The organism is Streptomyces reniochalinae (genome assembly GCF_003323735.1).
Classification (GTDB): Bacteria; Actinomycetota; Actinomycetes; order Streptomycetales; family Streptomycetaceae; genus Streptomyces; species Streptomyces reniochalinae.
Genome location: NZ_QOIM01000047.1, coordinates 47,242 through 70,809 on the forward strand (window position 1 = coordinate 47,242; position 23,568 = coordinate 70,809).

The following is a 23,568-nucleotide window of genomic DNA, read 5'->3' on the forward strand; positions in this document are numbered from 1 at the left end:
TCCCGGGATGTCGCCGAGCGTCTTGCCGAGGTGTCTTGCCGGGCGCCCTCGCGGTGTGTGTCCCCCGGTCGCCCTCCCGGGTCAGGAACTCTCGATCGACTCCAGCTCCACCTCTCCCCTGCCCACTTCGCGGGCGTCGGCGTCGATGGAGCGCCGCAGCGCCGCGTGCAGCCGCGACGGGGTGAGGACGCCGACGAACCTGTCGCCGTCCAGTACGGCGATCCAGCCGGCGTCGTGCTGGAGCATCGTGCTGAACGCCTGTTTGAGAGAGGAGCCGAGCGGCAGCCACGCCTCCATGCGGCGCGCGTGGTCGGCGACCGTGCCCTCCTGGGCTTCCACCACACCGGCCGAGACCCAGCCGTGCAGCTCGTCGGCGTCGTCGAGTACGACGGCCCAGCGGGCGCCCGCCGCGGCCATCCGCCGCGCCGCCTTGTCCAGGCGGTCGCTGAGGTGGACGGTCGGCGGCTCCTCCAGGTCACCGGGCTCGATGGGGGTGACGGACAGCCGCTTGAGGCCGCGGTCGGCGCCGACGAAATCGGCCACGTACGGCGACGCGGGGGCGCCCAGCACCGCGGCGGGCCGGTCGAACTGTTCGATCCGGCCCTCCCCGTAGACGGCGATGCGGTCGCCGAGCCGCACGGCCTCCTCGATGTCGTGCGTCACGAACAGCACCGTCTTGTGCAGGCGGGACTGCAAGCGCAGGAACTCCGTCTGCAAATGCTCGCGCACCACCGGGTCCACCGCGCCGAACGGCTCGTCCATCAGCAGCACCGGCGGATCGGCCGCCAGCGCCCGCGCGACACCCACCCGCTGCCGCTGCCCGCCGCTGAGCTGGTCGGGGTAGCGGTCGCCGAAGACGGACGGGTCCAGACCCACCAGGTCCAGCAGCTCGCGGGCACGCTCACGCCGGCGCGCCTTCGACCAGCCCAGCAGGTGCGGGACGGTGGCCGTGTTGTCCAGCACCGTGCGGTGCGGGAAAAGACCCGTCTGCTGGATGACGTAGCCCATCCGGCGGCGCAGCTCGACCGGTTCGACCCCGGCGATGTCCTCGCCGGCGACCAGGATGCGGCCCTGCGTCGGCTCGATCAGCCGGTTGACCATCTTCATGGTCGTGGTCTTGCCGCAGCCCGAGGGACCGACGAGCGTGACCAGCTCGCCTTCGGCGACCTCGAGGGACAGCCCCTCGACGGCGACCGTCCCGTCGGGGTAGCGCTTGGTCACGTTCTCGAAGCGAATCATGGTCATCCTCTTATCCCCGTCGGACCCGGACCTCTCCTGTGGTACCCGAACACCGAATCACGGCACACTGACAAACCTTCAATCCTTCGATCCTTCGCGCGTGGATGAACACCGCGTCGCGGGATACGGCACTGCGGACCGATTGTCAGTCTGTCGGGATAGGGTCGGCCGACATCACGGTGGGACCGCACGGCACGGGGAGGTGACCGGCGTGAGCAGCACGGCGACGGGCGGCCCGGAGGGCTGTCTGGCACAGAACGACTGGCTGTGCGGGGAATACCTGCGCACCCGGCAGAGCGAACTGCTCGACGCCACGGTCGAGCACGTCTGGATCACCGCGGCCTCCGTCGGCATCGCCCTGCTGCTGGCGCTGCCACTGGCCGTCGCGGCCCGCCGCTGGCGCGCGGCGCGCGGCCCCGCCCTCGGTGTGACGACGGTGCTCTACACCATCCCGTCACTGGCGATGTTCGCGCTGCTGCTGCCCGTCTTCGGACTCTCGGCGGCCGTGGTGGTCACCGGCCTGGTGCTGTACTCGCTCACCGTCCTGGTGCGCAACATCCTCGCGGGCCTGGACGCCGTACCGGCCGAGGCCAGGGAGGCCGCCCGCGGCATGGGGTACGGGCCCGGCAGGCTGCTGTTCGAGGTCGAACTGCCCCTGGCGCTGCCTGCGCTGCTGGCGGGGGTGCGCATCGCGACGGTCACGGCGGTGTCTCTGACCACCATCGGCGCCATCGTCGGCTACGGCGGCCTGGGCAACCTCATCTACGACGGCATGGAGAGCTACTTCAAGTCGCAGGTGCTGACCGCCTCCGCGATCTGCGTCCTCCTCGCCGTCGCCGCCGACGTGCTGCTCCTGTGGCTCGGGCGGGCGCTCACCCCCTGGACGCGGACCCGCAGCCGTGCCCGGAAGCGAGGAACGGGCGCAGGTCGGCCGAAGGGGACGAAGGAGCCGAGGGGGACACAGCAGCCCCCGCCCGGCACCGCCGGCACGGACCTCGTCGGAAAGGCGGGCTGAGCTGCCATGGGCATCTTCACCGACGTGTGGACGTGGCTGACCACGGGATCCCACTGGACGGAGAACGGCGGGGTGCTCCAGCGCCTCACCGAACACGCCTACCTGACGGGCGTCTGCCTGCTGCTCTCCTGCGCGATCGCCCTGCCACTGGCGCTGTGGCTCGGCCACGTGGGGCGCGGCGGCGCGCTCGCGGTCAACCTGTCCAACGCGGGCCGCGCGATCCCCACCTTCGCCGTGCTGGTCCTGCTCTCGATGGGACCGCTGGGCCGGCACGGCGACTGGGCGACGATCGTGGCGCTGGTGCTGTTCGCGCTGCCTCCGCTGCTGACGAACGCCTACACGGGCGTACGCGAGGCGGACCGCGAGGTCGTCGAAGCCGCCCGCGGCATGGGCATGACGGGGTGGCAGCTGCTGCGCCAGGTCGAGCTCCCCCTCGCGCTGCCGCTGATCATGACCGGGATCCAGACGGCCGCCGTCCAGCTCGTCGCCACCGCCACGCTCGCCGCGCTGCCCGGCGGCGGCGGCCTCGGGCGGCTGATCACCGCCGGGTTCGGCAACTACGACACCGCCCAGGTGGTCGCCGGAGCACTGCTGGTGGCCGTCCTGGCGCTGCTGGTGGAGCGCGCGCTGGCACTCGTCGAGCGGCTGCTGGACCCGATGCGGCGCGGCCCAGGACCCCGCCGGGCCGCCGCGGAAAGCGGCGAAGGCGACGGCGCGGACGGGACGGGCGGCGGCGGACCGGACAGCGGCGGCCTGACCAGCAAGACCCCGGCACCCTCGCACTCCGCGGCCTGACACCCGCCGCCCACGCCCGAACACGACCACAGACATCCGGACGAATGGACGCATGATGGCCTCCACCCCGACCACCCCGCGCGCGCCACGCCCCTCCACCACCCGGCGCGCCCCCATGCGCCGACGCGCCCTCGCCGCGGGCGGCGCCGTCGCCGCACTGACCCTCTCGCTCACCGCCTGCGGCGGCAACGACCTGGAGAAGGAAGGCGGCAGCGGCGGTGGCGGCAAGGGCAGCCTCGTCATCGGCTCCGCGGGGTTCACCGAATCGGAGATCCTCGCCGAGCTGTACGCCGGCGTCCTGTCCGAAGCCGGCTACAAGACGAGCGTCAAGAACGTCAAGAACCGCGAGCTGTACGCGCCCGAGCTCGAAAAGGGCCGCATCGACGTCGTACCGGAGTACGCCGCGACGATGGCCGAGTTCCTCAACGCGAAGAAGAACGGCCCCAAGGCGGATCCCGTCGCCTCGCCGAACGCCGACAAGACCGTCGAAGCCCTGCGGAAGCTGGCCGAACCCCGCGGCCTCAAAGTCCTGGACGCGGGCAAGGCGGTGGACCAGAACGCGTTCGCCGTCTCCGCCGACTACGCCAAGAAACACAAGCTCAAGACCCTCAGCGACCTGGGCGCGTCCAAGGAGAGCGTCACCGTCGCGGCGGGCGACGAGTGCGAGACCCGCCCCTTCTGCCAGCCGGGCCTGGAGAAGACCTACGGCATCGACGTCAAGGGCATCGACCCCAAGGGCGTGGGCACCAGCCAGTCCAAACAGGCCGTCAAGGACGGCAAGGACCAACTCGTCCTGACCACCACCACCGACGCCACCCTCGACCAGTTCGGCCTGGTCATCCTGGACGACGACAAGAAACTCCAGAACGCCGACAACGTCCTGCCCGTCGTCAACGCCGACGACGCGGGCGAGACGAAGGTCGCAGGCGCCCTCGACGAACTCACCCGCACCCTGACCACCAAGGACCTGACCGACCTCAACCGCCAGGTCGACCAGGAACGCAAGAAGGCCAAGGACGTCGCCGAGGACTACCTCGCGGAGAAGAAACTGGCATAAGGACACCCCCGCGGCGACCTCGGCCGGTGTCGCCGCACGAGCCGCACACGGTAAATTCCCAGCCATGCCACGTGGACGTCATCGCCATTCCCCGCCGCTGCACCGCCTGCTCCCCCCGGCGGCGGTAGCGGTGGCAGCGCTGGCCTGCGCCGGCGGTACCTGGCTGGTGGGCGAACCGGGCGTCGGCGACCTCGACACCGTCGTCCTGCGAGCCCTCGCCACCGCCGCGGCCGCCGCAGCCGTCACCGGAGCAGTGCTGCTCCGCCGGTGGGACCGGGCGGCGGGCAGACAGGTCGGCGACCTCAAGGCGCGGATGGCCAGCACGGCGTGGCGGGCCGAGGAGAAACAGGCCGAACTGGAAGGCGAAGCCGAAGAGCTGCGCGAGGTCCGCGCCAAACTGGCCGGCAAGCTCCGCGGGAAGCGCGCCGAGCTGACCAGGCTCCGCTCCGAACACGCCGACCTGCTGCGCCGCTACGCGCACGCCGAGACCCGGCGCGCCAGCGCGCTGGAGGGCCGCAGGCTGCTGGAGCTGGAGTCCGGCGCCCCCGCCGGAGGCAGCAAAGCACTGACCAAGGACGCCACCGACCACCGCCACACCTCCGGCGCCCCCACCCCGCTGACCTACCTGCGGGCCGACGAGGCGCTGACCGCCCTGGCCAGGAACGTGGTGCGGCAGCGTGCCGCTGAGGCTCGGCGGCACGCGGACGGGGAGGGCCTCCCCGGGCCGTCCGCGCCGGCGGCCCCGGAGGCCGGCTCCCCGGACGCGGACCGCGCCGCGGACGCGGACACCGGCCCGCGTGCGCAGGCCGCCCCGAGCGCGGGTGCCGCCCCACGTGCGGATGCCGCCCCGAGCACGGACGCGACCCGGCGAGCGGACGCCACCCCGCGTGCGGATGGCGACCAGCGTGCGGGCGCCGCCCCGGGCGCGACCGCCGCTCCGCGTGCAGGTGCTGCTCCGGGCGCGGGGGCGGACGCCGACCCGGGCACCGATGCCGTTCCGGGTTCGGGCACCGTTGCGGCCGCAGGGGCGGACGCCGTTCCGGGGACGGCCGCAGGTCCGGGGACGGCCGCAAGCCCCCTGCCGGACGCGAGCCCGGTGCCGGACGCCGGGCCGGGGGCGGGCGTAGGTGCTGGTTCTGGTGGGGGTGCGGGCCGGAGCTCGGGGCCCGGCCCCCTGCCGCCCGCTCGTGCCGTGCCCGCAACGGATGCCGCCGGAAGCGCGGGGGCCGGCGCCGTTCCGGCCGCTCCCGCCGGGCCCGTCGCACCGGCGTCCCCCGTACCGCCGCAGGCGACGCCCGCGAGCAGGAGGGATCCCGACGAGGGTGACGCCGAGCCGGACGGGCGCGAGGGCGACACCGGCGGGTTCGACTTCTTCGGCCGCAGCAGGCGCGGGAGCGGCTCGCGTCCCTGAGCCCGTCCGTGCCGTGCGGCCCTGGCGTGCGGCCGGGCCCGCGACTACTTGTCGATGTCGCCGACGACGAAGAAGAAGGATCCCAGGATCGCGACCATGTCCGCGACCAGCGTGCCGGGCAGCAGTTCGGTCAGTGCCTGGATGTTGTTGAACGAGGCGGAGCGCAGCTTGAGCCGGTAGGGCGTCTTTTCGCCCTTGGAGACGAGGTAGTAGCCGTTGAGCCCGAGCGGGTTCTCCGTCCAGGCGTAGGTGGCGCCTTCGGGGGCCTTGAGAACCTTGGGCAGCCGCTGGTTGACGGGCCCGGGCGGCAGCTCGGCGAGCCGGTCGAGACAGGCGTCGGCCAGGTCGAGGGAGTTGTGCACCTGGTCGAGGAGCACCTCGAACCTGGCCAGGCAGTCGCCGTCCTGGCGGGTGACGACCTTCAGGGTGTCCGCCAGTTCGCCGTAGGCGAGGTACGGCTCGTCGCGCCGCAGGTCGAAGTCGACGCCGGACGCGCGGGCGAGGGGGCCGCTGACGCCGTACGCGTGCACCAGTTCGGGGCTGAGCACGCCGACCCCGCGGGTCCGGCCGCGGAAGATCTCGTTGCCGAGGACCAGGTCGTCGAAGGTGCCCATGCGGGAGCGGACGGCGGCCACCGCGTGCCGTGCGCGGTCGCGCCAGCCGGCCGGGAGGTCGTCCTTGAGCCCGCCGACGCGGTTGAACATGTAGTGCATCCGGCCGCCGGAGACCTCCTCCATGACGTTCTGGAGCTCCTCGCGCTCCCGGAACGCGTAGAAGACCGGCGTGATCCCGCCCAGTTCCAGTGGGTAGGAGCCGAGGAACATCAGGTGGTTGAGCACCCGGTTCAGTTCGGCCAGCAGGGTGCGGGTCCACACCGCGCGCTCGGGCACCTCCATGCCGAGCATCCGTTCGACGGCGAGGACGACGCCCAGCTCGTTGGAGAACGCCGAGAGCCAGTCGTGGCGGTTGGCCAGCACGATGATCTGGCGGTAGTCGCGCGCCTCGAAGAGCTTCTCCGCTCCCCTGTGCATGTAGCCGACCACCGGCTCGGCCCGCTCGATGCGTTCCCCGTCCAGGACCAGCCGCAGCCGCAGCACGCCGTGCGTGGAGGGGTGCTGCGGACCGATGTTGAGCACCATGTCGGTGCTCTCGGCCGCCCCGCCGATACCAACGGTCGTCTCCGTCTGAGTCATGAGACTCATCCTGTCAGCTTCCTCCTCGCGGTGGACACGGCCTCCAGGCGCCCGCTCGTACGCTGAGCAGATGACCGACCCCACCTCCGTTCCGTCCGCCGAGACGGCACCCGGCCAGGCGGCGCCCGGCGAGGCGGCACCCGGCCAGGCGACGCCCGGCGAGGCGGCGCCCGAGTGGCGCGGCGTCGAGCGGGCGTTGCTGCCGCTGCGCAGGCTCGTGCTGCTGTGCTCGCTGCTGCCGCTCGCCGTCGCGGCCGGGGTGGTGCTCGCCCTGACGCTCGGCGCGGTGTGGGCGTCGTGCGCGCTGCTGCCGCTCGCGGCGGCGGCCTGGGGGTGGGGCGCGCTGCACCGCAACTGGCGCTCGTGGCGGTACGCGGAGCGCGCCGACGACCTGCTCATCGCGCACGGCGTGCTGTGGCGGGAGACGACGGTGGTGCCGTACGGGCGGATGCAGCTCGTCGAGGTGACGTCAGGACCGCTGGAGCGCCGCTACGGGCTCTCCCGGCTCCAGCTGCACACCGCCGCGGCGACGACGGACGCCACCATTCCGGGGTTGGCTCCGGCGGAGGCCGCGCGGCTGCGCGACCGGCTCACCCAGCTGGGCGAGGCCCGCTCGGCGGGGCTGTGACCGGCCCGGCGGGGCCCCGCGAGCCGGGACCGCGGAGCGACGGCGGCGAGCCGGATCCCCGGGGCGGCAGCCGCACGCCGGACCCGCAGGGCGACGCGGGGCGGCCGGAGCCCCCGGGCGAGGCCCGCCAGCCCGGGCCGCGGTGGCTGCCGCGGCGGCCCGAGGGAAAGCCGCTGCACCCCGTCACGCCCTGGCGCCGGGCCTGGGCGCCGCTCGCCGCGCTGCTGGCGTTCGTGGCGCACGACGCACAGCAGGCCCGCGAGTGGTCCGCGCACCTGACGGCCGGGTGGGTGGCCCTCGGCCTGCTGGTGCTGCTGCCGGCGGCCGCCGCGTACGGCTTCCTGACGTGGTGGTGCACCAGCTACCTGGTCACGGACACCGAGTTGCGCATCCACACAGGTCTGCTCTTCCGCCGCACCGCGCACATCCGCCTCGACCGCGTGCAGGCCGTCGACGTCGCCCGGCCGCTGCTGGCCCGGGTGGCGGGTGTGGCCAAGCTGAAGCTGGACGCCGTCGGCACCGAGTCCAAGGACGAGCTGGCGTTTCTCGGCGAGCGGGACGCCGTCGCGCTGCGCGCCGAGCTGCTGGCCCGTGCGGCCGGGATCGCGCCCGAGGCAGCCGCCGAGGCGGGCGAGGCGCCCTCCCGCGAGCTGCTGCGCGTGCCGCTGCGCACGCTGGTGACGAGCGTGGCGCTGCTGGGCGCCGGGTGGGGGACGCTGATCGCGCTGCTCGTCATGCCGCCGCTGATCTACCTGGCCTCGGACAGCGTGTGGCCCGCACTGGCGACGGCGTTTCCGCTGGCCGGCGGGGTGTGGGCCAGCGGCGCCGGGCGGGTGATCCGCGAGTTCGACTGGACCGTCGCCGAGTCGCCCGACGGTCTCCGCCTCGACTCCGGGCTGCTGGATCGCCGGCACGCCACCGTGCCGCCCGGCCGGGTACAGGCCGTCCACCTCGTCGAACCGCTGCTGTGGCGGCGGCGGGGCTGGACGCGGGTGGAGCTGGCGGTCGCGGGCGCGAGGGACCCCGCCAAGGACGACAGCGGCGGCGTGCTCCTCCCCGTCGCCCCGTGGCCGCAGGCCGCGGCGGTCCTCGCCCGGGTGCTGCCCGGTGTCGACCTGGACGCCGCCACCGCCGCGCTCACGCCCGTGCCCCGGCGGGCCCGCTGGTGCGCCCCGGTGGCCCGGCGCGGCTACGGGTGCGGGGTGACCGGCGAGGTGTTCGTCACCCGCCAAGGACTCCTCAAGCGCCGCACGACCCTCGTGCCGCACGCCAAGGTGCAGAGCGTCCGCCTGGAACAGGGCCCCTGGCAGCGCCGGCACCGGCTGGCGGACGTCTCGCTGGACCACGGCGCGGGCGGCACCACCCGCGCCAGGCTGCGCGACGCCGAGGAGGCCGACGCCCTGCTGGGCGCCCAGGCGGAGCGCTCCCGCACCGGGCGCCGTACGGCCGCCCCGGAGCGCTGGCTGACCGCACCGGGCCCGCCACCGGGCGACTGACCGGCACCCCCGGCGCAGGCGGCCCGGGCCGGGACGGACGGGCCCGGCGCCGCCGGGGTGCGACCCTCCGCGCGGCCTGGGGCCGCCTGGTGTCCGACGGACGCCTACCCTGGGCACATGGGTGCGAGAACGCGGGGCCGCGTGGACGGCCTCCCCGAGTGGGACCGCTGCGCGGTGATGGGTGTGGTCAACGTGACCCCCGATTCGTTCTCGGACGGGGGGCGCTGGTTCGACACCGAGACCGCGGTCAAGCACGGACTCGACCTGGTGGCGCAGGGCGCCGACCTCATCGACGTCGGCGGTGAGTCCACCCGCCCCGGAGCCGCACGCGTGAGCGAGGACGAGGAACTGCGCCGGGTGCTGCCCGTCGTGCGCGGACTGGCCGGCGAAGGGGCCGTCGTCAGCGTCGACACGATGCGCGCCACCGTGGCGGCACGGGCACTCGAGGCGGGCGCGGTCCTCGTCAACGACGTCAGCGGCGGTCTCGCCGATCCCGCCATGGTGCCCGTCGTCGCCGAGGCGGGCGTGCCGTTCGTGGTGATGCACTGGCGCGGCCAGAGCATCGACATGAACAACCGCGCCGCCTACACCGACGTGGTCGGCGAGGTCGTCGACGAGCTCGCAGGATCGGTACGCCGCGCCGTGGACGGCGGCATCGACCCGGCCCGTATCCTGCTCGATCCGGGTCTGGGCTTCGCCAAACGCGCCGAGCACGACCTCGCCCTCGTCGCGGCGCTGGCCAGGCTGCGGGCCGAACTGGACCGGCCGCTGCTCGTCGCCGCCTCCAGAAAACGCTTCCTGGGCCGGGTGCTGGCCGACGACAAGGACACGGCGCCGCCGCCCGCCAGGGAACGCGACGCCGCCACGGCCGCCGTCTCGGCGCTGGCCGCGCGCGAGGGGGCGTGGGCGGTACGGGTCCACGAGGTGCGCGCCAGTGCCGACGCCGTGCGCGTCGCGCGCGCCGTCGAGTCGGCCGCCGACGCGCTTGCGGACACCCTGGGACGGCAGGGCAAGGCCCCGGAGGACCCAGGCCCCGCGGAGGCACCGCGGTGACCGGCACCGACGCCGACATCGAGGCGGTCGAGGCCGCCAACACCGCGCTCTACGACGCGATCGAACGAGGCGACCTCGAGGCGCTGTCGGGCATGTGGCTCGGCGAGGGCACCGACGACCCCGCGGACCCGGAAGGCGGCGAGGGCGAAGACGGGGTCCGCGTCGTCCACCCCGGCTGGCCGGTGCTCACCGGGCGCGGCGAGGTACTGCGCTCCTACGCCCTGATCATGGCGAACACCGACTACGTGCAGTTCTTCCTGACGGACACCGAGGTCTCCGTGCTCGGCGACACCGCCCTGGTGAGCTGCACGGAGAACATCCTCTCCGGAGGCCCCGCCGAACAGGACGGTTCGGCGGGCCCCCTGGTGGGCGGGCTCGTGGTGGCCACCAACGTCTTCCGCCGTACCGAGGGCGGGGAGTGGAAGCTGTGGTCCCACCACGGCTCGCCCGTCCTCGTCGAGCAGGACGAGGACGGGCCCGGCGAGGACGAGAGAGACCTCGGCCAGGGCGACATCGAGCTCTGAGCCCCCTCGGCCGGCTGCCGCCCTCGGCGGGAGCCGGCCGCTCCCGTGGGAAGACCGCCGGCCGGGAATGCGCGCGTGGGCTCCGACGCTGTGGGGTAGGCGGCGCCGCGAGCCGCCGAGCACGCGGGTAGATTCGGTCCGGTGCCGCGGTACGCCGGTACCGGACTCGTACGACCGACGGGAGTGATGCGCGTGGATCGCGTCGCACTGCGCGGCCTCACGGCGCGTGGGCATCACGGCGTGTTCAGCCAGGAGCGCGAGCGGGGGCAGACCTTCGTCGTGGACCTCGACATGGGCCTCGACACGCGCCCGGCCGCGACGGGAGACGATCTGTCCCGTACGGTCCACTACGGCGTCGTCGCCGAGGAGGTCGCCGCGGTGCTCGCGGGCGAACCCGTCGACCTGATCGAGACGCTCGCCCAGCGGATCGCCGACACCTGCCTGCGGCACGACGCCGTCCAGGAGGTCGAGGTGGTCGTCCACAAGCCGGAGGCGCCGATCACCGTCCCCTTCGAAGACGTGACCATCACTATCAAGCGGAGCCGCGCATGACGCCGAACAGTGACCCGACCGTACAGCCGGTGCCCGCCTCGGTGGTGCAGCAGGTGGATGCGGCCGACACGACCCTGCACAACCCGAACACCGCGATCCTGTCGCTGGGCAGCAACCTCGGCAACCGGCTGGAGTCCCTGCAAAGCGCAGTCGACGCACTCGCGGACACCCCGGGGCTGAAGGTCAAGGCCGTCTCCCCGGTCTACGAGACCGAACCGTGGGGCGTGGAGACCGACAGCCAGCCCAGCTACTTCAACGCGATCGTCGTCGTGAGGACCACCCTGCCGCCCTCCTCGCTGCTGGAGCGCGGACACGCCATCGAGGAGGCGCTGGAGCGCAAACGCGAGGAGCGCTGGGGGCCGCGCCCCATCGATGTGGACATCGTCGCCTACCAGGGCATCGTCTCCGACGACCCGCAGCTCACCCTGCCCCACCCGCGGGCGCACGAGCGCGCGTTCGTCCTCGTGCCCTGGCACGACATCGACCCGGCGGCGGAGGTTCCCGGTCACGGTGCGATCGAGGCCCTGCTCGCCTCCCTCGGCCGGGAGGGCATCACCGCCCGTCCCGACCTGGAACTCGTCCTGCCCTCCTGAGCGTTGGTGCCCGTGCCGCTGCCGACACCGCACCCCCGCGAGGTGGAAGACCGATGAACCAACTCCGAGTCCGCACCCTGGCGGCGCTCTTCGCCGTCGCCGGGGTGCTCTCGTGGGGCGCGGCGAGGCTCTGGGACTCGCTGGGCACGCTGCCGGGCGTCCCCGTCGCCGCCCCCATCGTGCTCGGCGCCATCGCGGCGGTCCTGCTGGCCACCGCGCTGTCGCTGCGCTCCAAGCTGAAGGCGCAGCGGGAGCGGGAGCCGGACGCCGAGGGCGTGGATCCGATGATGCCGGCGCGCGCCGCCCTCTTCGGCCAGGCGAGCGCCCTGGTCGCGGCGCTGGTCTCCGGCATGTACGGCGGTGCGGGGCTCTTCCTGATCACCGAGCGCGCCGACGTGCCGGCCCGCGCGAGCCAGTCCCTCTACGCGGGCCTCTCCGTCGTCGCGGGCATCGCGGTGATAGCGGCCGCCGTCTACCTCGAACGCGTCTGCCGCCTTCCCGACGACGACGAGGACCACCGCCCGCCGACATCCCGCGCCTAGGTCGTGTCTTCAAAGTCCCGCCTGCCTGGCGGCGCCTGGCACGCACGCTCGCGGCGTTGTCGTCGGTCGCCGCTTCCCCCAGGGCTCGGCTTCGCTCGCCCCGGGAGGTGCCCCCACGCAGGGACTCCCTCCTCCGCCTTGCGAGCGCACGCACCAGACACCGCCAGGCCCGCCCTCCGGGCGGACGCCGCTACTTTGAAGACACTCCCTAGCGCCCCGCCGGGCGCGTTCCGAGCCGAGCGCTCAGCGGTTTCCGTCGAGCCGCCGGCTCCTGGGCGGGTCGGCGGCCGCGTGGCGAGCCACCTGCTTCATGGCGGGCCGGCGGCTACTTGGCCAGGATCAGGCTCATGGCCTCGGCGCGTGTGGTGGCGTCGCGGAGCTGGCCGCGGACGGCCGAGGTCGTCGTCTTGGCGCCCGGCTTGCGCACCCCGCGCACCGACATGCACATGTGCTCGCACTCGATGACGACGATCACCCCGCGCGGCTCCAGTATCCGCATCAGCGAGTCGGCGATCTGGGTGGTCAGCCGCTCCTGCACCTGGGGTCGGCGGGCGAACACGTCGACCAGCCTGGCCAGCTTCGACAGGCCGGTGATCTTCCCGCTGGCGGCGGGGATGTAGCCCACGTGTGCCACGCCGTGGAACGGCAGCAGGTGGTGCTCGCACTGGCTGACGACCTCGATGTCCTTGACCAGGACCAGCTCGTCGTGGCCCAGGTCGAACGTCGTCGTCAGCACGTCCTCGGGGCGCTGGTGCAGCCCCGCGAACATCTCGCGGTACGCCCGCGCCACCCGCGCCGGGGTCTCCAGCAGGCCCTCGCGGTCGGGGTCCTCACCGACGGCGATGAGGATCTCGCGTACGGCGTTCTCGGCGCGCTTCTCGTCGAACTCGCCTATCGGGCGATCCCCGCCCAGGGTCACCGGGTCGGTCATGTGGTCCCTCGTTCCTTGACTCGCACAGCAGGCTCGACCTCAGCCCTTGCGTGCACACAGCGGAAAGCCGCGCCCCAGGCGTCAACGCGAGGGGCGCGGCTGACATTCCGCCGGTGGTCTCCCGGCCGCGGGGCTACCCCGCCGGCCTGGGATTACCCGTTGTCCGGGTCCACGGGCTCGACGATGGCGTCCGAGTCCCGGGGACCGATCTCCTTGCCGAGGTTGGTGCCGTTGTTACCGCCCGTCAGCGCGGCGGGCGGCGCCGAGACCGGAGGCCGGGTGGAGGGGGTGCGCCGCGAGGAGCCGGTCCACGCGGGGCGGCCGGGACGCTTGACGACGGGGGCGAAGACCTCGGCGATCTCCTCCTTGTTCAGCGTCTCCTTCTCCAGCAGGGCCAGGACGAGGTTGTCGAGGACGTCGCGGTTCTCCACCAGGATTTCCCAGGCTTCGTTGTGCGCCGTCTCGATCAGTTTCTTGACCTCCTCGTCCACCAGCCCGGCGACCTCTTCGGAGTAGTCGCGCTGGTGGCCCATCTCCTTGCCCAGGAAGGGCTCGGACTGGTCGGAGCCGAACTTGATGGCGCCCAGCCGCTCGGTCATGCCGTACTGGGTGACCATCGCCCGGGCCGTGGTCGTGGCCTTCTCGATGTCGTTGGCCGCGCCCGTGGTCGGGTCGTGGAAGACGAGCTCCTCGGCCGCGCGGCCGCCCATCATGTAGGCGAGCTGGTCGAGCATCTCGTTCCGCGTGGTGGAGTACTTGTCCTCGTCGGGGAGCACCATCGTGTAGCCCAGGGCCCGGCCTCTGGACAGAATGGTGATCTTGTGAACGGGGTCGGAGTTCGGTGAGGCCGCCGCGACCAGGGCGTGTCCGCCCTCGTGGTACGCGGTGATCTTCTTCTCCTTGTCGCTCATGATTCTGGTCCGCTTCTGCGGTCCCGCCACGACGCGGTCGATCGCCTCGTCCAGAAACTTGTTGTCGATCAGTTTCTGGTCACCACGGGCCGTGAGCAGCGCGGCCTCGTTGAGGACGTTGCTCAGGTCGGCACCGGTGAAGCCGGGGGTGCGCCGGGCGACCGCGCTCAGGTCCACGTCGGGCGCCATCGGCTTGCCCTTCTGGTGGACCTGGAGGATCTCCAGGCGGCCCTGCATATCGGGCCTGTCGACGGCGATCTGCCGGTCGAAGCGGCCCGGGCGCAGCAGCGCCGGGTCCAGGATGTCGGGCCGGTTCGTGGCGGCGATCAGGATGACGCCGCCCTTCACGTCGAAGCCGTCCATCTCGACCAGCAGCTGGTTCAGCGTCTGCTCGCGCTCGTCGTGGCCGCCGCCCATGCCGGCGCCGCGGTGGCGGCCGACGGCGTCGATCTCGTCGACGAAGACGATGGCCGGCGCGTTGGCCTTGGCCTGCTCGAACAGGTCGCGCACCCGGGAGGCGCCGACGCCGACGAACATCTCGACGAAGTCGGAGCCGGAGATCGAGTAGAAGGGCACGCCGGCCTCGCCCGCGACGGCGCGGGCCAACAGTGTCTTACCCGTACCCGGGGGGCCGTAGAGCAGCACGCCCTTGGGGATCTTGGCACCGACCGCCTGGAACTTGGCCGGCTCCTGGAGGAACTCCTTGATCTCCTGGAGCTCCTCGACGGCCTCGTCCGAACCTGCCACGTCGGTGAACGTCGTCTTCGGGGTGTCCTTGGTGATGAGCTTGGCCTTGGACTTCCCGAAGTTCATCACTCGGGAGCCGCCGCCCTGCATCTGGTTCATCAAGAACAGGAAGATGACGATGATCAGCACGAACGGCAGGAAGGAGATCAGCATCCCGACGAACGGGTTCTGCTTCTGCGGTGCGACCGTGTATCCCTTCGGGATCTCCTTCTGGTCGTACTTCTGCTGAAGCTCCTTGGCGATGTCGACGCCCTGGTCGTCGATGTAGCTCGCCTTGATCTTGTCGCTGTCCTCGACCTTGGCGCCGTCCTTGAGCTCCAGCTTGACGATCTGTTCGTCGCCCGTGGTGAGCTCGGCGGACTTCACCTTGTCCTGTCGGATCGCCTGTACGACCTGGCCGGTGTCCACCGTCTTGAAGCCGCCGGACGAGCCGACGACCTGCATCAACACGACCACGGCAAGGACGGCCAGCACGATCCACATGACCGGCCCGCGGAAGTATCGCTTCACGTCCATCCATACGGAGCGCGTGCGCCCCGTCCCTCCTGCCACAGTGAGTTGAAAAGCCTGACCTTCGGACGGTACCCCAGCATTGTCACCCGGCGCCGCCGAGGACGGTCAACCACACCGTCCTCCGAACGTCCAACGAGGGGAACCGTCCCTGTGTTCCCGGCCCGGAATCCCGTACGGAGCGCCGGGGATTCGCGAACCGGAAGCCTGTACGAAATGCGTCAGCCGCCGTAGACGTGCGGGGCGAGCGTGCCGACGAAGGGGAGGTTGCGGTACTTCTCCGCGTAGTCCAGCCCGTAGCCGACGACGAACTCGTTGGGGATGTCGAACCCCACCCACTTCACGTCGATCGCCACCTTGGCCGCGTCCGGCTTGCGCAGCAGCGTGCACACGTTGAGCGAGGCGGGCTCGCGCGAGCCGAGGTTCGACAGCAGCCACGACAGCGTCAGGCCCGAGTCGATGATGTCCTCGACGATCAGGACGTGCCTGCCCTTGATGTCGGTGTCCAGGTCCTTGAGGATGCGGACCACCCCCGAGGACTGGGTTCCGGCTCCGTAGGAGGAGACCGCCATCCAGTCCATCGTCGCCGGGGTGGACAGCGTCCGCGCCAGGTCCGCCATCACCATGACCGCGCCCTTGAGCACCCCGACCAGCAGCAGGTCCTTGCCCGCGTACTCCGCGTCGATCCGCGCGGCCAGCTCGGCCAGCTTCGCGTCGATCTCTTCCTTGCCGACCAGCACCGACTCCAGGTCCGTGCCCATGTCTTTCTCGTCCACCCGTGCCGCTCTCGCTCGTCGAGTCCGCCAAGGTCCCGACCCGCCGGGAGACCGGACGGTCGACCCGGGTGGTGCCGGGACGCCGGTCAGTTCGGTGAGCCGCGCCGAATGACCAGTCTGCCACCCTGCCGTGCGACCTCCACACGCCCGGGGAGGTTCAGCGCCCGCTGGCCGCGCCAGGCGGTCAACAGCCGGTCCATCTCCTCGATGTGCCGGGCGAAGAGGGAGCCGGGGGGCGAGCCCGCCTCGATGGCCGCCCGGCGCAGCACCCGGCGGCGCACCGCGGGCGGCAGCGCGTACAGCCGCGCGACATCCAGTTCCACGCGTACGTCCGATCCGGCGACGGGGTCGCCCGGCTGCGCGGTCACGGACCGCACCACCGCGCCCGCCGCCGCCTCGGAGCCGGGCTGCTGCCCGTATACCGCCGCCACCGGGTCCGCCTCGGCGCGGGGCCCCGGCGCCGACCCCGGCACGTCCTCGGAACGGGGGCCGGGCGCCGTCTCACACGTGTTCTCGGAGCGGCCCACGGGCGCCGCCTCGCAGGTGTCCTCGGGCGAGGCGGCCTGCTGCGGGGTGCGCAGGACCGCGCGCTCGGCGTCGTCCGTCCAGGCGTCCAGCGCGTCGGCGTCGTCACGGGAGAGCTGGGCCGTACGCGCCAGTGCCTCGATCACGCCCTTGCCGAGCGCCTTCTCCAGCGCGGGCAGCGCCTCGTGGCGCACCCGGGAGCGGGTGTAGGCGGGGTCCGCGTTGTGCGGGTCGTCCCAGACCGGGAGCGACTGGACCATGCACGCCTTGCGGGTGGTCTGGCGGTCCACGCCCAGGAACGGACGCCGGTAGCGGCCGTGCGGCCCGGAGACGGCGGCCATGCCGGACAGCGAGCGGGTGCCGGAGCCGCGTGCCAGGCCGAGCAGCACCGTCTCGGCCTGGTCGTCCCGGGTGTGGCCGAGCAGGACGGCGGCCGCGCCGTACCGTTCGGCGACCTCGTCGAGCGCGGCGTAGCGGGCCTCACGCGCGGCCGCCTCGGGCCCGGTGCTGGTACGTGCGATGTGCACGGCGACCGACTCGACGGGGGTCAGGCCGAGGTCGGTGAGGCGGCCCGCGACGTCCTCGGCACGCTCGGCGGAGCCGGCCTGGAGGCCGTGGTCGACCGTGACGCCTCCCGCGCGCACGCCGAGGCGGGGGGCCTCGAAGGCGAGCGCCGAGGCGAGCGCCATGGAGTCGGCGCCGCCGGAGCAGGCCACCAGGACGAGCGGCGGCAGCGGCTCGGCGGGGGCGGCGGCGCGGGGGGCCGCCGGGGCCGAGGCCGCGGGGACCGCTGCCGTGGGGGTCGGGGCCGCGGGCTCTGCCGCGGGGGCCGCGCTGCCGGCGGCGGCCACCTGCCCGCCCTGCGGGCCCTGCGCGCTGAGCACGTCGTGGAGTGTGCGGCGTACCGCCAGGCGTATCGCGGCGACCGCGGGGTGGGGACCCATGTCCGATTCACTTCCTCGTCAAGGATCTGCGCCTACACCGCGGGTGGGGGCTCCGCGGTACTCGGGCGCTTGGGGGGAGTTGAAGGCCGACTCTTATCACGCTGAGTATGCTGATGGTGACAGAGACGGACCCTGTTCCCCGAGCATCGCACGCGTACCCCGCCCACACGGTCCCTCGGAAGAGTGATTGGAACAGCGTCCGAAGCGCCCCCCGGCGCCTCAGTCGGCCTTGCGGTGCACCCGCGCGATCCACTCGGCAGGCTCGGCGATCTCCGCCTTCGTCGGCAGGGTGTTCGGGGAGGTCCACACCCGGTTGAACCCCTCCATGCCCACCTCGTCCACCACGGCGCGCACGAACCGCTCCCCGTCCCGGTACTGGCGCAGCTTCGCGTCCAGCCCCAGCAGCTTGCGCAGCGCCAGGTCGAGGCGGCTCGCGCCGCTCGCGCGGCGCTTTTGGAACTTCTCCCTGATCTCGGTGACCGACGGGACGACCTGCGGCCCCACCCCGTCCATCACGTAGTCGGCGTGCCCCTCCAGCAGCGACATCACGGCCGTCAGCCGGCCGAGGACCTCGCGCTGGGCGGGGGTCTGCACCAGCTCGACGAGGCTGGGCTTCTCCTCGGCCCCGGCCTCGGACCCCTGCTCGTCCTCCCCCGGCTTGCCGCCGCTCAGCGCCTGCGCGGCCTCCCTGATCCGCTCCAGCAGCGTGGAGGGGTCGATGTCGGTCTGCTCCAGGAACGCCTGGATCTCCATCCGCAGGTGGTCACGGAGCCAGGGCACGGCCGTGAACTGCGTACGGTGCGTCTCCTCGTGCAGGCACACCCACAGCCGGAAGTCGTGCGGGTCCACCTTCAGCTCCCGCTCGACGCTCACGATGTTCGGCGCCACCAGCAGCAGACGTCCACCGCCGTCGGCGCCGCCCGGCAGGTCACGGCCCGCGGGCGCGAACGTCTCGTACTGGCCCAGCACCCGCGAGGAGAGGAACGACAGCAGCATCCCGACCTCGACGCCGGTGACCTTGCCGCCGACGGCGCCCAGCACGGCGCCGCCCGGCATCCCGGCACGGCGCTCCCGCACCTTCGTCAGCAGCGGGGAGAGCAGCTCGCGGAAGCCCGCGACGTTGGCCTTCACCCAGCCGGCCCGGTCCACCACCAGGACAGGGGTGTCCGCCTGCTCGCCGGCGGGACGCAGCTTGGTGAAGCCGCGCACGTGCTCCTCGGAGGCCGAGGCGTGCCGCCGCAGCTCCGCGACGATGCCGCGCGCCTCCTCCCGGCTCACCTCAGGGCCCGGTCGCCCGAGCCGGGTCGCGGTCGAGACCGCGAGATTCCAGTCGACCATCTCCACACCACCGAGGCTCGTCATTCCTTCACCGTACGTGCCGTGCGCCCCGTCCGGGAGCCGACCGGAGGACCAGGCGTCCCCTAAGGGCGCGGGCCCGCTTCCCCGGGGTTTTCCGGCGGCGCGGGCCGGCTCTTCGCGGGGTACCCGCCGCTCGGTGGCGTTACCAGGCCGGCCGACGGCGGCCCGGGACGAGGCCGGTCGCGGCACCGGAGCGGACCGGTCGCGCTGTCGCGTGGGGCGGCTCAGCCACGGCGAGTCAGGGCGGCCGCGGTATGCGGCCGGCTCAGCCCGCGGACGGCGAGTCGCGGCAGCCGCAGTTGGCGAGTGTCGAGGCCATGCGGTCGAGCGACTTCTCCGCCGCGTCGGCGCCCGGGGCGCCGCTGGTCATGAAGGCGAAGGCCAGCATCCGCCCGTCCGCGTCCACCACCGTGCCCGCCAGCGTGTTCACCCCGGTCAGCGTGCCGGTCTTCGCCCGTACGAGGCCCGCGCCCGGCCCGCCCCGCTCGCCACCGTAGCGGTCGTCCAGCGTGCCGCTGAACCCCGCGACGGGCAGTCCCGTCAGGACGGTGCGCAGCCCTGGACGGTGCGGGTCGGCCGCCAGAGTGAGCAGCCTCGTCAGCAGCGCGGGCGAGACGCGGTCGCCGCGGTCGAGGCCGCTGCCGTCCTCGAAGCGTGCCCCCTCCACGGGCAGGCCGAGCCTCTCTAGGATCCCCTCGACGGCGCGGCCCGCCCCCGCGAAGCTCGCGTCGGCGCCCTCGGCCAGTGCCGTCTGACGGGCGAGGGCCTCGGCGATGTCGTTGTCGCTGTTGGTGAGCATCCGCTCGACCAGCGCGCTCAGCGGCTGCGACCGGTGCACGGCGAGCGGGTGCGCTTCCTGGGCCGCCGTGCGCTTCTTCGGCTCGCCCTCGACGGTGACGCCCGCGTCCCGCAGGCGGTCGGCGAACAGGGCGGCGGCCTCCCGCGCCGGGTCGGCGGCCCGGGGTGCGGGGCCGTGGTCGCTGCCGTCGCTCCTGCCCTCCTGCACCATCAGGGGAGTGACCCGGGCGATGTTCTCGTTGGGTGCGATGGGGTGCTGCTCGGACCCCTCGTAGAGCGAGGTGTCGTAGCGGACGCGCACGTCTTCGACGCCCTTCTTCTCCAGGGCGCGGGCCGCCTCCTCGGCCAGATCCTCGACCTGGCCCTCGGTCAGCGTGGGGTCGCCGCCGCCGACCAGGGTGACGCGGTCGCCGGTACCCACCGCCCTGGTGGCGATGCGGTAGGTGTCCCCCCGGGCCTTCAGCGCGGCGACGGCCGTCGCCAGCTTGACCGTGGAGGCGGGCGCGGAGACCTCAAAGGCACCCTTCGAGAACAGCTGCCGTCCGGTGACGGCGTCCACAACCGACGCGTGGCGCACCGTGCCGAGCGCCCCGTCCTCGATCAGCGGTTCGAGCGTGTCGGCGAGCGCCGAGGCCGTGGGCGGCGGCACCTGCTCGGGGCGGGTCACGCCCGAACCGCTCTGCGGCCCGCCCTCTCCCCCGTCCCGGCGCGCCGTCGGCCCGGCCGCGGCCAGCACCTGCGGCGCCGTGAGCACAGCCGGGCCCCCGCCGGGCGTGTGGTCCCCGCCACTTCCCGCCCCTTGCCGGGCCGCCCACACCCGCTCGGCCGTACGCTGACCCGAGTCCCACGGCCCCGCGGCGGCCACCGCCACCAGCGCGACCACGAGTCCCAGCGCGGCGGAGGCGGCGCTCAGCCGTACGGTCTGACGCTGCTGCGGGGCGGCGGCCCGCCAGCGACGCCCGGCCGCTCGCGCGCAGGACCGGGCGCGACCACGCACCCGTCGGGCCGTCCGGGAGGCGGAACCGTATGCCCGGTTCGCGGTGTCACGCACCTTCGCCACGGCGTCATGCACCACGACCAGCCCCTTTCGCGAGCACACATGTGCGTGGGGGACACTTAATCACCAGACTGGAGTTCTTCTGGGGGACGGCCCCCAGGGCACACGAGTGCTGATCTCATCATGATCTATACACAAGGAGCCTCCCTTGGAGTTCGACGTCACCATCGAGATCCCGAAGGGCTCGCGGAACAAGTACGAGGTCGACCACGAGACGGGCCGCATCCGCCTGGACCGCCACCTGTTCACCTCGACCGTGTACCCCGCGGACTACGGCTTCGTCGACGGCACCCTGGGCGAGGACGGCGACCCGCTCGACGCGCTCGTCCTGCTGGAGGAGCCCACCTTCCCCGGATGCATCATCAAGTGCCGCGCCATCGGGATGTTCCGCATGACCGACGAGGCCGGCGGCGACGACAAGCTGCTGTGCGTGCCCGCCTCCGACCCGCGGATGGAGCACCTGCGCGACATCCACCACGTCAGCGAGTTCGACCGGCTGGAGATCCAGCACTTCTTCGAGGTCTACAAGGACCTGGAGCCCGGCAAGTCCGTCGAGGGTGCCGACTGGGTGGGGCGGGCTGAGGCGGAGTCCGAGGTCGAGGCGTCCATCAAGCGGTTGGCTGCCGCCGGGCACTGAGCTTCCTCGTCTGTTGCCGCGCCTTCGGGGGCGGGCCCCCATGGCCTTCCCCTCTCCGTGGGGCCGCCCACCCCTGCGGGTGTTGCGCTCTGTTGGGGGGCTCCTCCCCCCAAGCCCCCCGGGGTCTCGCCGACCAGGCGTTGGGGCGGCGCTGCCCCCCGACTGCCCCCCGCTACGGGGGCTCCGCCCCCCCTAGGGAGTGTCTTCAAAGTAGCGGCGTCCGCCCGCAGGGCGGGCCTGGCGGTGTCTGGTGCGTGCGCTCGCAAGGCGGAGGAGGGAGTCCCTGCGTGGGGGCACCTCCCGGGGCGAGCGAAGCCGAGCCCTGGGGGAAGCGGCGACCGACGACAACGCCGCGAGCGTGCGTGCCAGGCGCCGCCAGGCAGGCGGGACTTTGAAGACACGACCTAGGAGCCCCCGGGGGATTTCATACCTCCCTCTTGAGTGAGAGACGGGCCGGCGACTGGATGCGGGGGCTGAGGCCCGATGCAGGTGGAGGTCAGAAGCCGCGGGTGCGTTTGGCGGCACGGCGGCCGGGGAGGGGGGTTTCCTGGCCCGGGGTCTTGATGAACAGCCTGGCGAGCTCCCCGCCGAGGTTCACCCCGATCGCGATGGCCAGGGCCAGCGCCCCCGCGGTGGCCAGGTGTTCGAACCCCTTGTTGACGTCCTCCTGCGCGATGTTCAGCAGCCCGAAGTAGGTGTTGCTACCGGGCAGCAGCGGCCCGATCGCCGCGGTGATGTACGGCAGAGAGGACGCGAACTGGTACCGGGACAGCAGCTGGCCGAAGAGGCCGACGAGTCCGGCGGCCATCACGGTGGCGGGCACGGGCTTGACCCCCGCGGTGGAGAGCGCCCCGAAGATCAGCCAGGCGACGCCTCCGTTGAGCGTGGCCAGCACGATGGTGTGCCTCTCCTGCTGGAGCAGGATGCAGAAGGCCAGTGTCAGCAGCATCGAGGCCAGCAGCTGGGTGACGGGCCGGTTGGCGTGGTAGACGACGTCCGGGGTGAGCTGGGCGTGCAGCCGGTCGCCGACGTAGAGGATCATCAGCACGCCGCAGACGATGCCGACGATCAGGTAGACGACCTCCAGCAGGCGTGCCGCGGCGGTGATGTAGAAGCCGGTCAGCCCGTCCTGGACGGCCGCCACGAGCGCCCGCCCGGGGATCAGCGCGAAGAGGCCACCGGTGATGACGGCCGAGGCCTGGATCTTGGTGTCGGTGTGCTGGGAGAGCAGCGCGACGCTGACCCCTATGCCGGCGGGCGGCATCGCGGCGGCCGCGAACTGGTAGAACTCGGGCAGTCCGCGCGCCGCGCACAGCCAGGCGAGGCGGTCGCCGAGGACGGCGCCGAGCGCGGCGAGGAAGAAGACCAGCGCGTCGCCGCCGACGAGCAGGGACGCCGCACCGGAGAGGGCGCCGCTGGCGGCGCTGAGCGCCCATTTGGTGTACGGGTGCCTGTTGCGCCGCATCTCGGCGAGGCGCCGGTATGCCTCCTCCAGGGAGACGTCGCCCTGGGTGATGTCGGCGACGAGGCCGAAGACGGAGGAGAGCCGCGTGTAGTCGGTGCCGCGCCGCCGTACGGTCCTGCTGAGCGTCACCGGGTCGTCGACCAGTGAGGGCTGGTGGGTGATGGACAGCAGCGTGAAGGTGACGGTGGGTTCGGTGCGGTCGAGCCCGTAGGCGTGGGCGACGCCGAACATGGCGGCTTCGACGTCCTCGGCGCCTTCGCCGCCGGCCAGCAGCAGTTCGCCGATACGCAGGGTGAGGTCGAGGACGCGGGGTGGGGGCGGTCCGCTCTCGGTTTCCTCGGTGCGTGCGGGCCTCTCGGGTACGGGCCGTTCGGCCAGCGGCATGCGGACCATGGAGCGCATGCGGTCCTGCCAGGGCGAGCCCGGCTTGGCGAGGGGGCCGACGACGGGGACGCCCTCGGGCGGGGTGAAGGCGCTGCCGTGTTCGAAGTGCGGGGGTGTCTTGAGCCCTTCGGGGAGGGTGAACTCGGAGGTCGGGTGTTCCTCTTCGGGGACGGGGGGAAGCGGCACGCCCATGGGGGCGGTGAAGGCGCTCCGCGACTCTTCGGAGGACGTCCTGGCGTCCTCCGACTCACCGCCCTGCTCTGCGGCGTCGCCGTTTCCCTTGGGCTGCCCCACCACGTTCTGTCCGCTCCTTACCTTCTTGCGCCTTACGCGCGGTACGCCTCATCTTTCCAGCAGTGCCACACCACGGACGCGGTGTCCAACGATGCCGGTTCCACGTGCCGGAAGCGTTTTACCTCACAGTGG

General features: G+C 72.8%; 21 protein-coding genes. 12 read left to right on the forward strand and 9 right to left on the reverse strand.

The window, feature by feature from the left end:
• Positions 1–81 precede the first annotated feature (81 nt).
• On the reverse strand, positions 82–1,239 hold the full coding sequence (locus DQ392_RS30990; RefSeq protein ID WP_114019083.1) for an ABC transporter ATP-binding protein: 1,158 nt from the start codon (positions 1,237–1,239) through the stop codon (positions 82–84).
• Positions 1,240–1,450: 211 nt separating this feature from the next.
• Here DQ392_RS30990 and DQ392_RS30995 point away from each other — a divergent pair, with 211 nt between their 5' ends.
• The 4 genes from DQ392_RS30995 to DQ392_RS31010 all read left to right on the forward strand — a co-directional run bounded on the left by DQ392_RS30995 (position 1,451) and on the right by DQ392_RS31010 (position 5,517).
• Positions 1,451–2,254: an ABC transporter permease gene (locus tag DQ392_RS30995; RefSeq protein WP_114019084.1), complete on the forward strand. Its 804-nt coding sequence runs from the start codon at positions 1,451–1,453 to the stop codon at positions 2,252–2,254.
• Positions 2,255–2,260: 6 nt separating this feature from the next.
• Positions 2,261–3,049, forward strand: coding sequence for an ABC transporter permease (locus tag DQ392_RS31000; protein WP_245982178.1), 789 nt, complete (start codon positions 2,261–2,263; stop codon positions 3,047–3,049).
• A 115-nt stretch (positions 3,050–3,164) separates the two neighbouring features.
• Positions 3,165–4,106 carry an ABC transporter substrate-binding protein gene (locus DQ392_RS31005; protein ID WP_114019085.1) on the forward strand — a complete coding sequence of 314 codons (942 nt, stop codon included), beginning with the start codon at positions 3,165–3,167 and terminating at the stop codon, positions 4,104–4,106.
• 64 nt (positions 4,107–4,170) lie between these two features.
• The gene (locus tag DQ392_RS31010) at positions 4,171–5,517 is read left to right on the forward strand and encodes a hypothetical protein (protein WP_147266600.1); all 1,347 of its coding nucleotides are present in this window, start codon (positions 4,171–4,173) and stop codon (positions 5,515–5,517) included.
• Between the two features lie 44 nt (positions 5,518–5,561).
• On the opposite strand, the gene DQ392_RS31015 is transcribed toward DQ392_RS31010, so the two are convergent.
• Complete coding sequence (locus tag DQ392_RS31015) at positions 5,562–6,710, reverse strand: NADH-quinone oxidoreductase subunit D (protein ID WP_425470644.1); 1,149 nt, start codon at positions 6,708–6,710, stop codon at positions 5,562–5,564.
• Between the two features lie 70 nt (positions 6,711–6,780).
• Here DQ392_RS31015 and DQ392_RS31020 point away from each other — a divergent pair, with 70 nt between their 5' ends.
• The 7 genes from DQ392_RS31020 to DQ392_RS31050 all read left to right on the forward strand — a co-directional run bounded on the left by DQ392_RS31020 (position 6,781) and on the right by DQ392_RS31050 (position 12,098).
• A complete protein-coding gene (locus DQ392_RS31020; RefSeq protein WP_114019026.1) occupies positions 6,781–7,338 on the forward strand; it encodes a PH domain-containing protein in 558 nt (185 codons plus the stop codon).
• Positions 7,335–8,834: a PH domain-containing protein gene (locus DQ392_RS31025; RefSeq protein ID WP_425470646.1), complete on the forward strand. Its 1,500-nt coding sequence runs from the start codon at positions 7,335–7,337 to the stop codon at positions 8,832–8,834. The genes DQ392_RS31020 and DQ392_RS31025 overlap by 4 nt, the downstream gene beginning before the upstream one ends.
• A gap of 117 nt (positions 8,835–8,951) precedes the next feature.
• Positions 8,952–9,887: a dihydropteroate synthase gene (gene folP / locus DQ392_RS31030; protein ID WP_245982180.1), complete on the forward strand. Its 936-nt coding sequence runs from the start codon at positions 8,952–8,954 to the stop codon at positions 9,885–9,887.
• A complete protein-coding gene (locus DQ392_RS31035; protein ID WP_114019027.1) occupies positions 9,884–10,411 on the forward strand; it encodes a nuclear transport factor 2 family protein in 528 nt (175 codons plus the stop codon). Before folP ends, DQ392_RS31035 begins: the two co-directional genes overlap by 4 nt.
• Before the next feature lie 192 nt (positions 10,412–10,603).
• A complete protein-coding gene (gene folB / locus DQ392_RS31040) occupies positions 10,604–10,963 on the forward strand; it encodes a dihydroneopterin aldolase (RefSeq protein WP_114019087.1) in 360 nt (119 codons plus the stop codon).
• Positions 10,960–11,556 carry a 2-amino-4-hydroxy-6-hydroxymethyldihydropteridine diphosphokinase gene (folK, locus tag DQ392_RS31045; protein ID WP_114019028.1) on the forward strand — a complete coding sequence of 199 codons (597 nt, stop codon included), beginning with the start codon at positions 10,960–10,962 and terminating at the stop codon, positions 11,554–11,556. Before folB ends, folK begins: the two co-directional genes overlap by 4 nt.
• A gap of 53 nt (positions 11,557–11,609) precedes the next feature.
• Positions 11,610–12,098 carry a DUF3180 domain-containing protein gene (locus DQ392_RS31050; protein ID WP_114019029.1) on the forward strand — a complete coding sequence of 163 codons (489 nt, stop codon included), beginning with the start codon at positions 11,610–11,612 and terminating at the stop codon, positions 12,096–12,098.
• 325 nt (positions 12,099–12,423) lie between these two features.
• Here the strand turns inward: DQ392_RS31050 and folE are convergent, their stop codons facing one another.
• The 6 genes from folE to dacB all read right to left on the reverse strand — a co-directional run bounded on the left by folE (position 12,424) and on the right by dacB (position 20,671).
• Positions 12,424–13,029 carry a GTP cyclohydrolase I FolE gene (gene folE / locus DQ392_RS31055; protein ID WP_114019030.1) on the reverse strand — a complete coding sequence of 202 codons (606 nt, stop codon included), beginning with the start codon at positions 13,027–13,029 and terminating at the stop codon, positions 12,424–12,426.
• Between the two features lie 152 nt (positions 13,030–13,181).
• Entirely contained in the window at positions 13,182–15,203 is a 2,022-nt protein-coding gene (gene ftsH / locus DQ392_RS31060) for an ATP-dependent zinc metalloprotease FtsH (RefSeq protein ID WP_114019031.1), read from the reverse strand.
• 215 nt (positions 15,204–15,418) lie between these two features.
• Positions 15,419–15,958, reverse strand: a complete 540-nt coding sequence (gene hpt / locus DQ392_RS31065) for a hypoxanthine phosphoribosyltransferase (RefSeq protein ID WP_114019088.1) — start codon at positions 15,956–15,958, stop codon at positions 15,419–15,421.
• 101 nt (positions 15,959–16,059) lie between these two features.
• On the reverse strand, positions 16,060–17,442 hold the full coding sequence (gene tilS / locus DQ392_RS31070) for a tRNA lysidine(34) synthetase TilS (protein ID WP_114019032.1): 1,383 nt from the start codon (positions 17,440–17,442) through the stop codon (positions 16,060–16,062).
• A 219-nt stretch (positions 17,443–17,661) separates the two neighbouring features.
• Positions 17,662–18,804: a zinc-dependent metalloprotease gene (locus tag DQ392_RS31075; protein ID WP_114019033.1), complete on the reverse strand. Its 1,143-nt coding sequence runs from the start codon at positions 18,802–18,804 to the stop codon at positions 17,662–17,664.
• A gap of 262 nt (positions 18,805–19,066) precedes the next feature.
• Positions 19,067–20,671 carry a D-alanyl-D-alanine carboxypeptidase/D-alanyl-D-alanine endopeptidase gene (gene dacB, locus DQ392_RS31080; RefSeq protein WP_245982194.1) on the reverse strand — a complete coding sequence of 535 codons (1,605 nt, stop codon included), beginning with the start codon at positions 20,669–20,671 and terminating at the stop codon, positions 19,067–19,069.
• 133 nt (positions 20,672–20,804) lie between these two features.
• Between dacB and DQ392_RS31085 the strand changes: the two genes are divergently transcribed.
• Positions 20,805–21,293, forward strand: a complete 489-nt coding sequence (locus DQ392_RS31085) for an inorganic diphosphatase (RefSeq protein WP_114019035.1) — start codon at positions 20,805–20,807, stop codon at positions 21,291–21,293.
• 496 nt (positions 21,294–21,789) lie between these two features.
• Here DQ392_RS31085 and DQ392_RS31090 read toward each other — a convergent pair whose 3' ends face one another.
• On the reverse strand, positions 21,790–23,439 hold the full coding sequence (locus DQ392_RS31090) for a threonine/serine exporter family protein (protein ID WP_114019036.1): 1,650 nt from the start codon (positions 23,437–23,439) through the stop codon (positions 21,790–21,792).
• Positions 23,440–23,568: the final 129 nt, after the last annotated feature.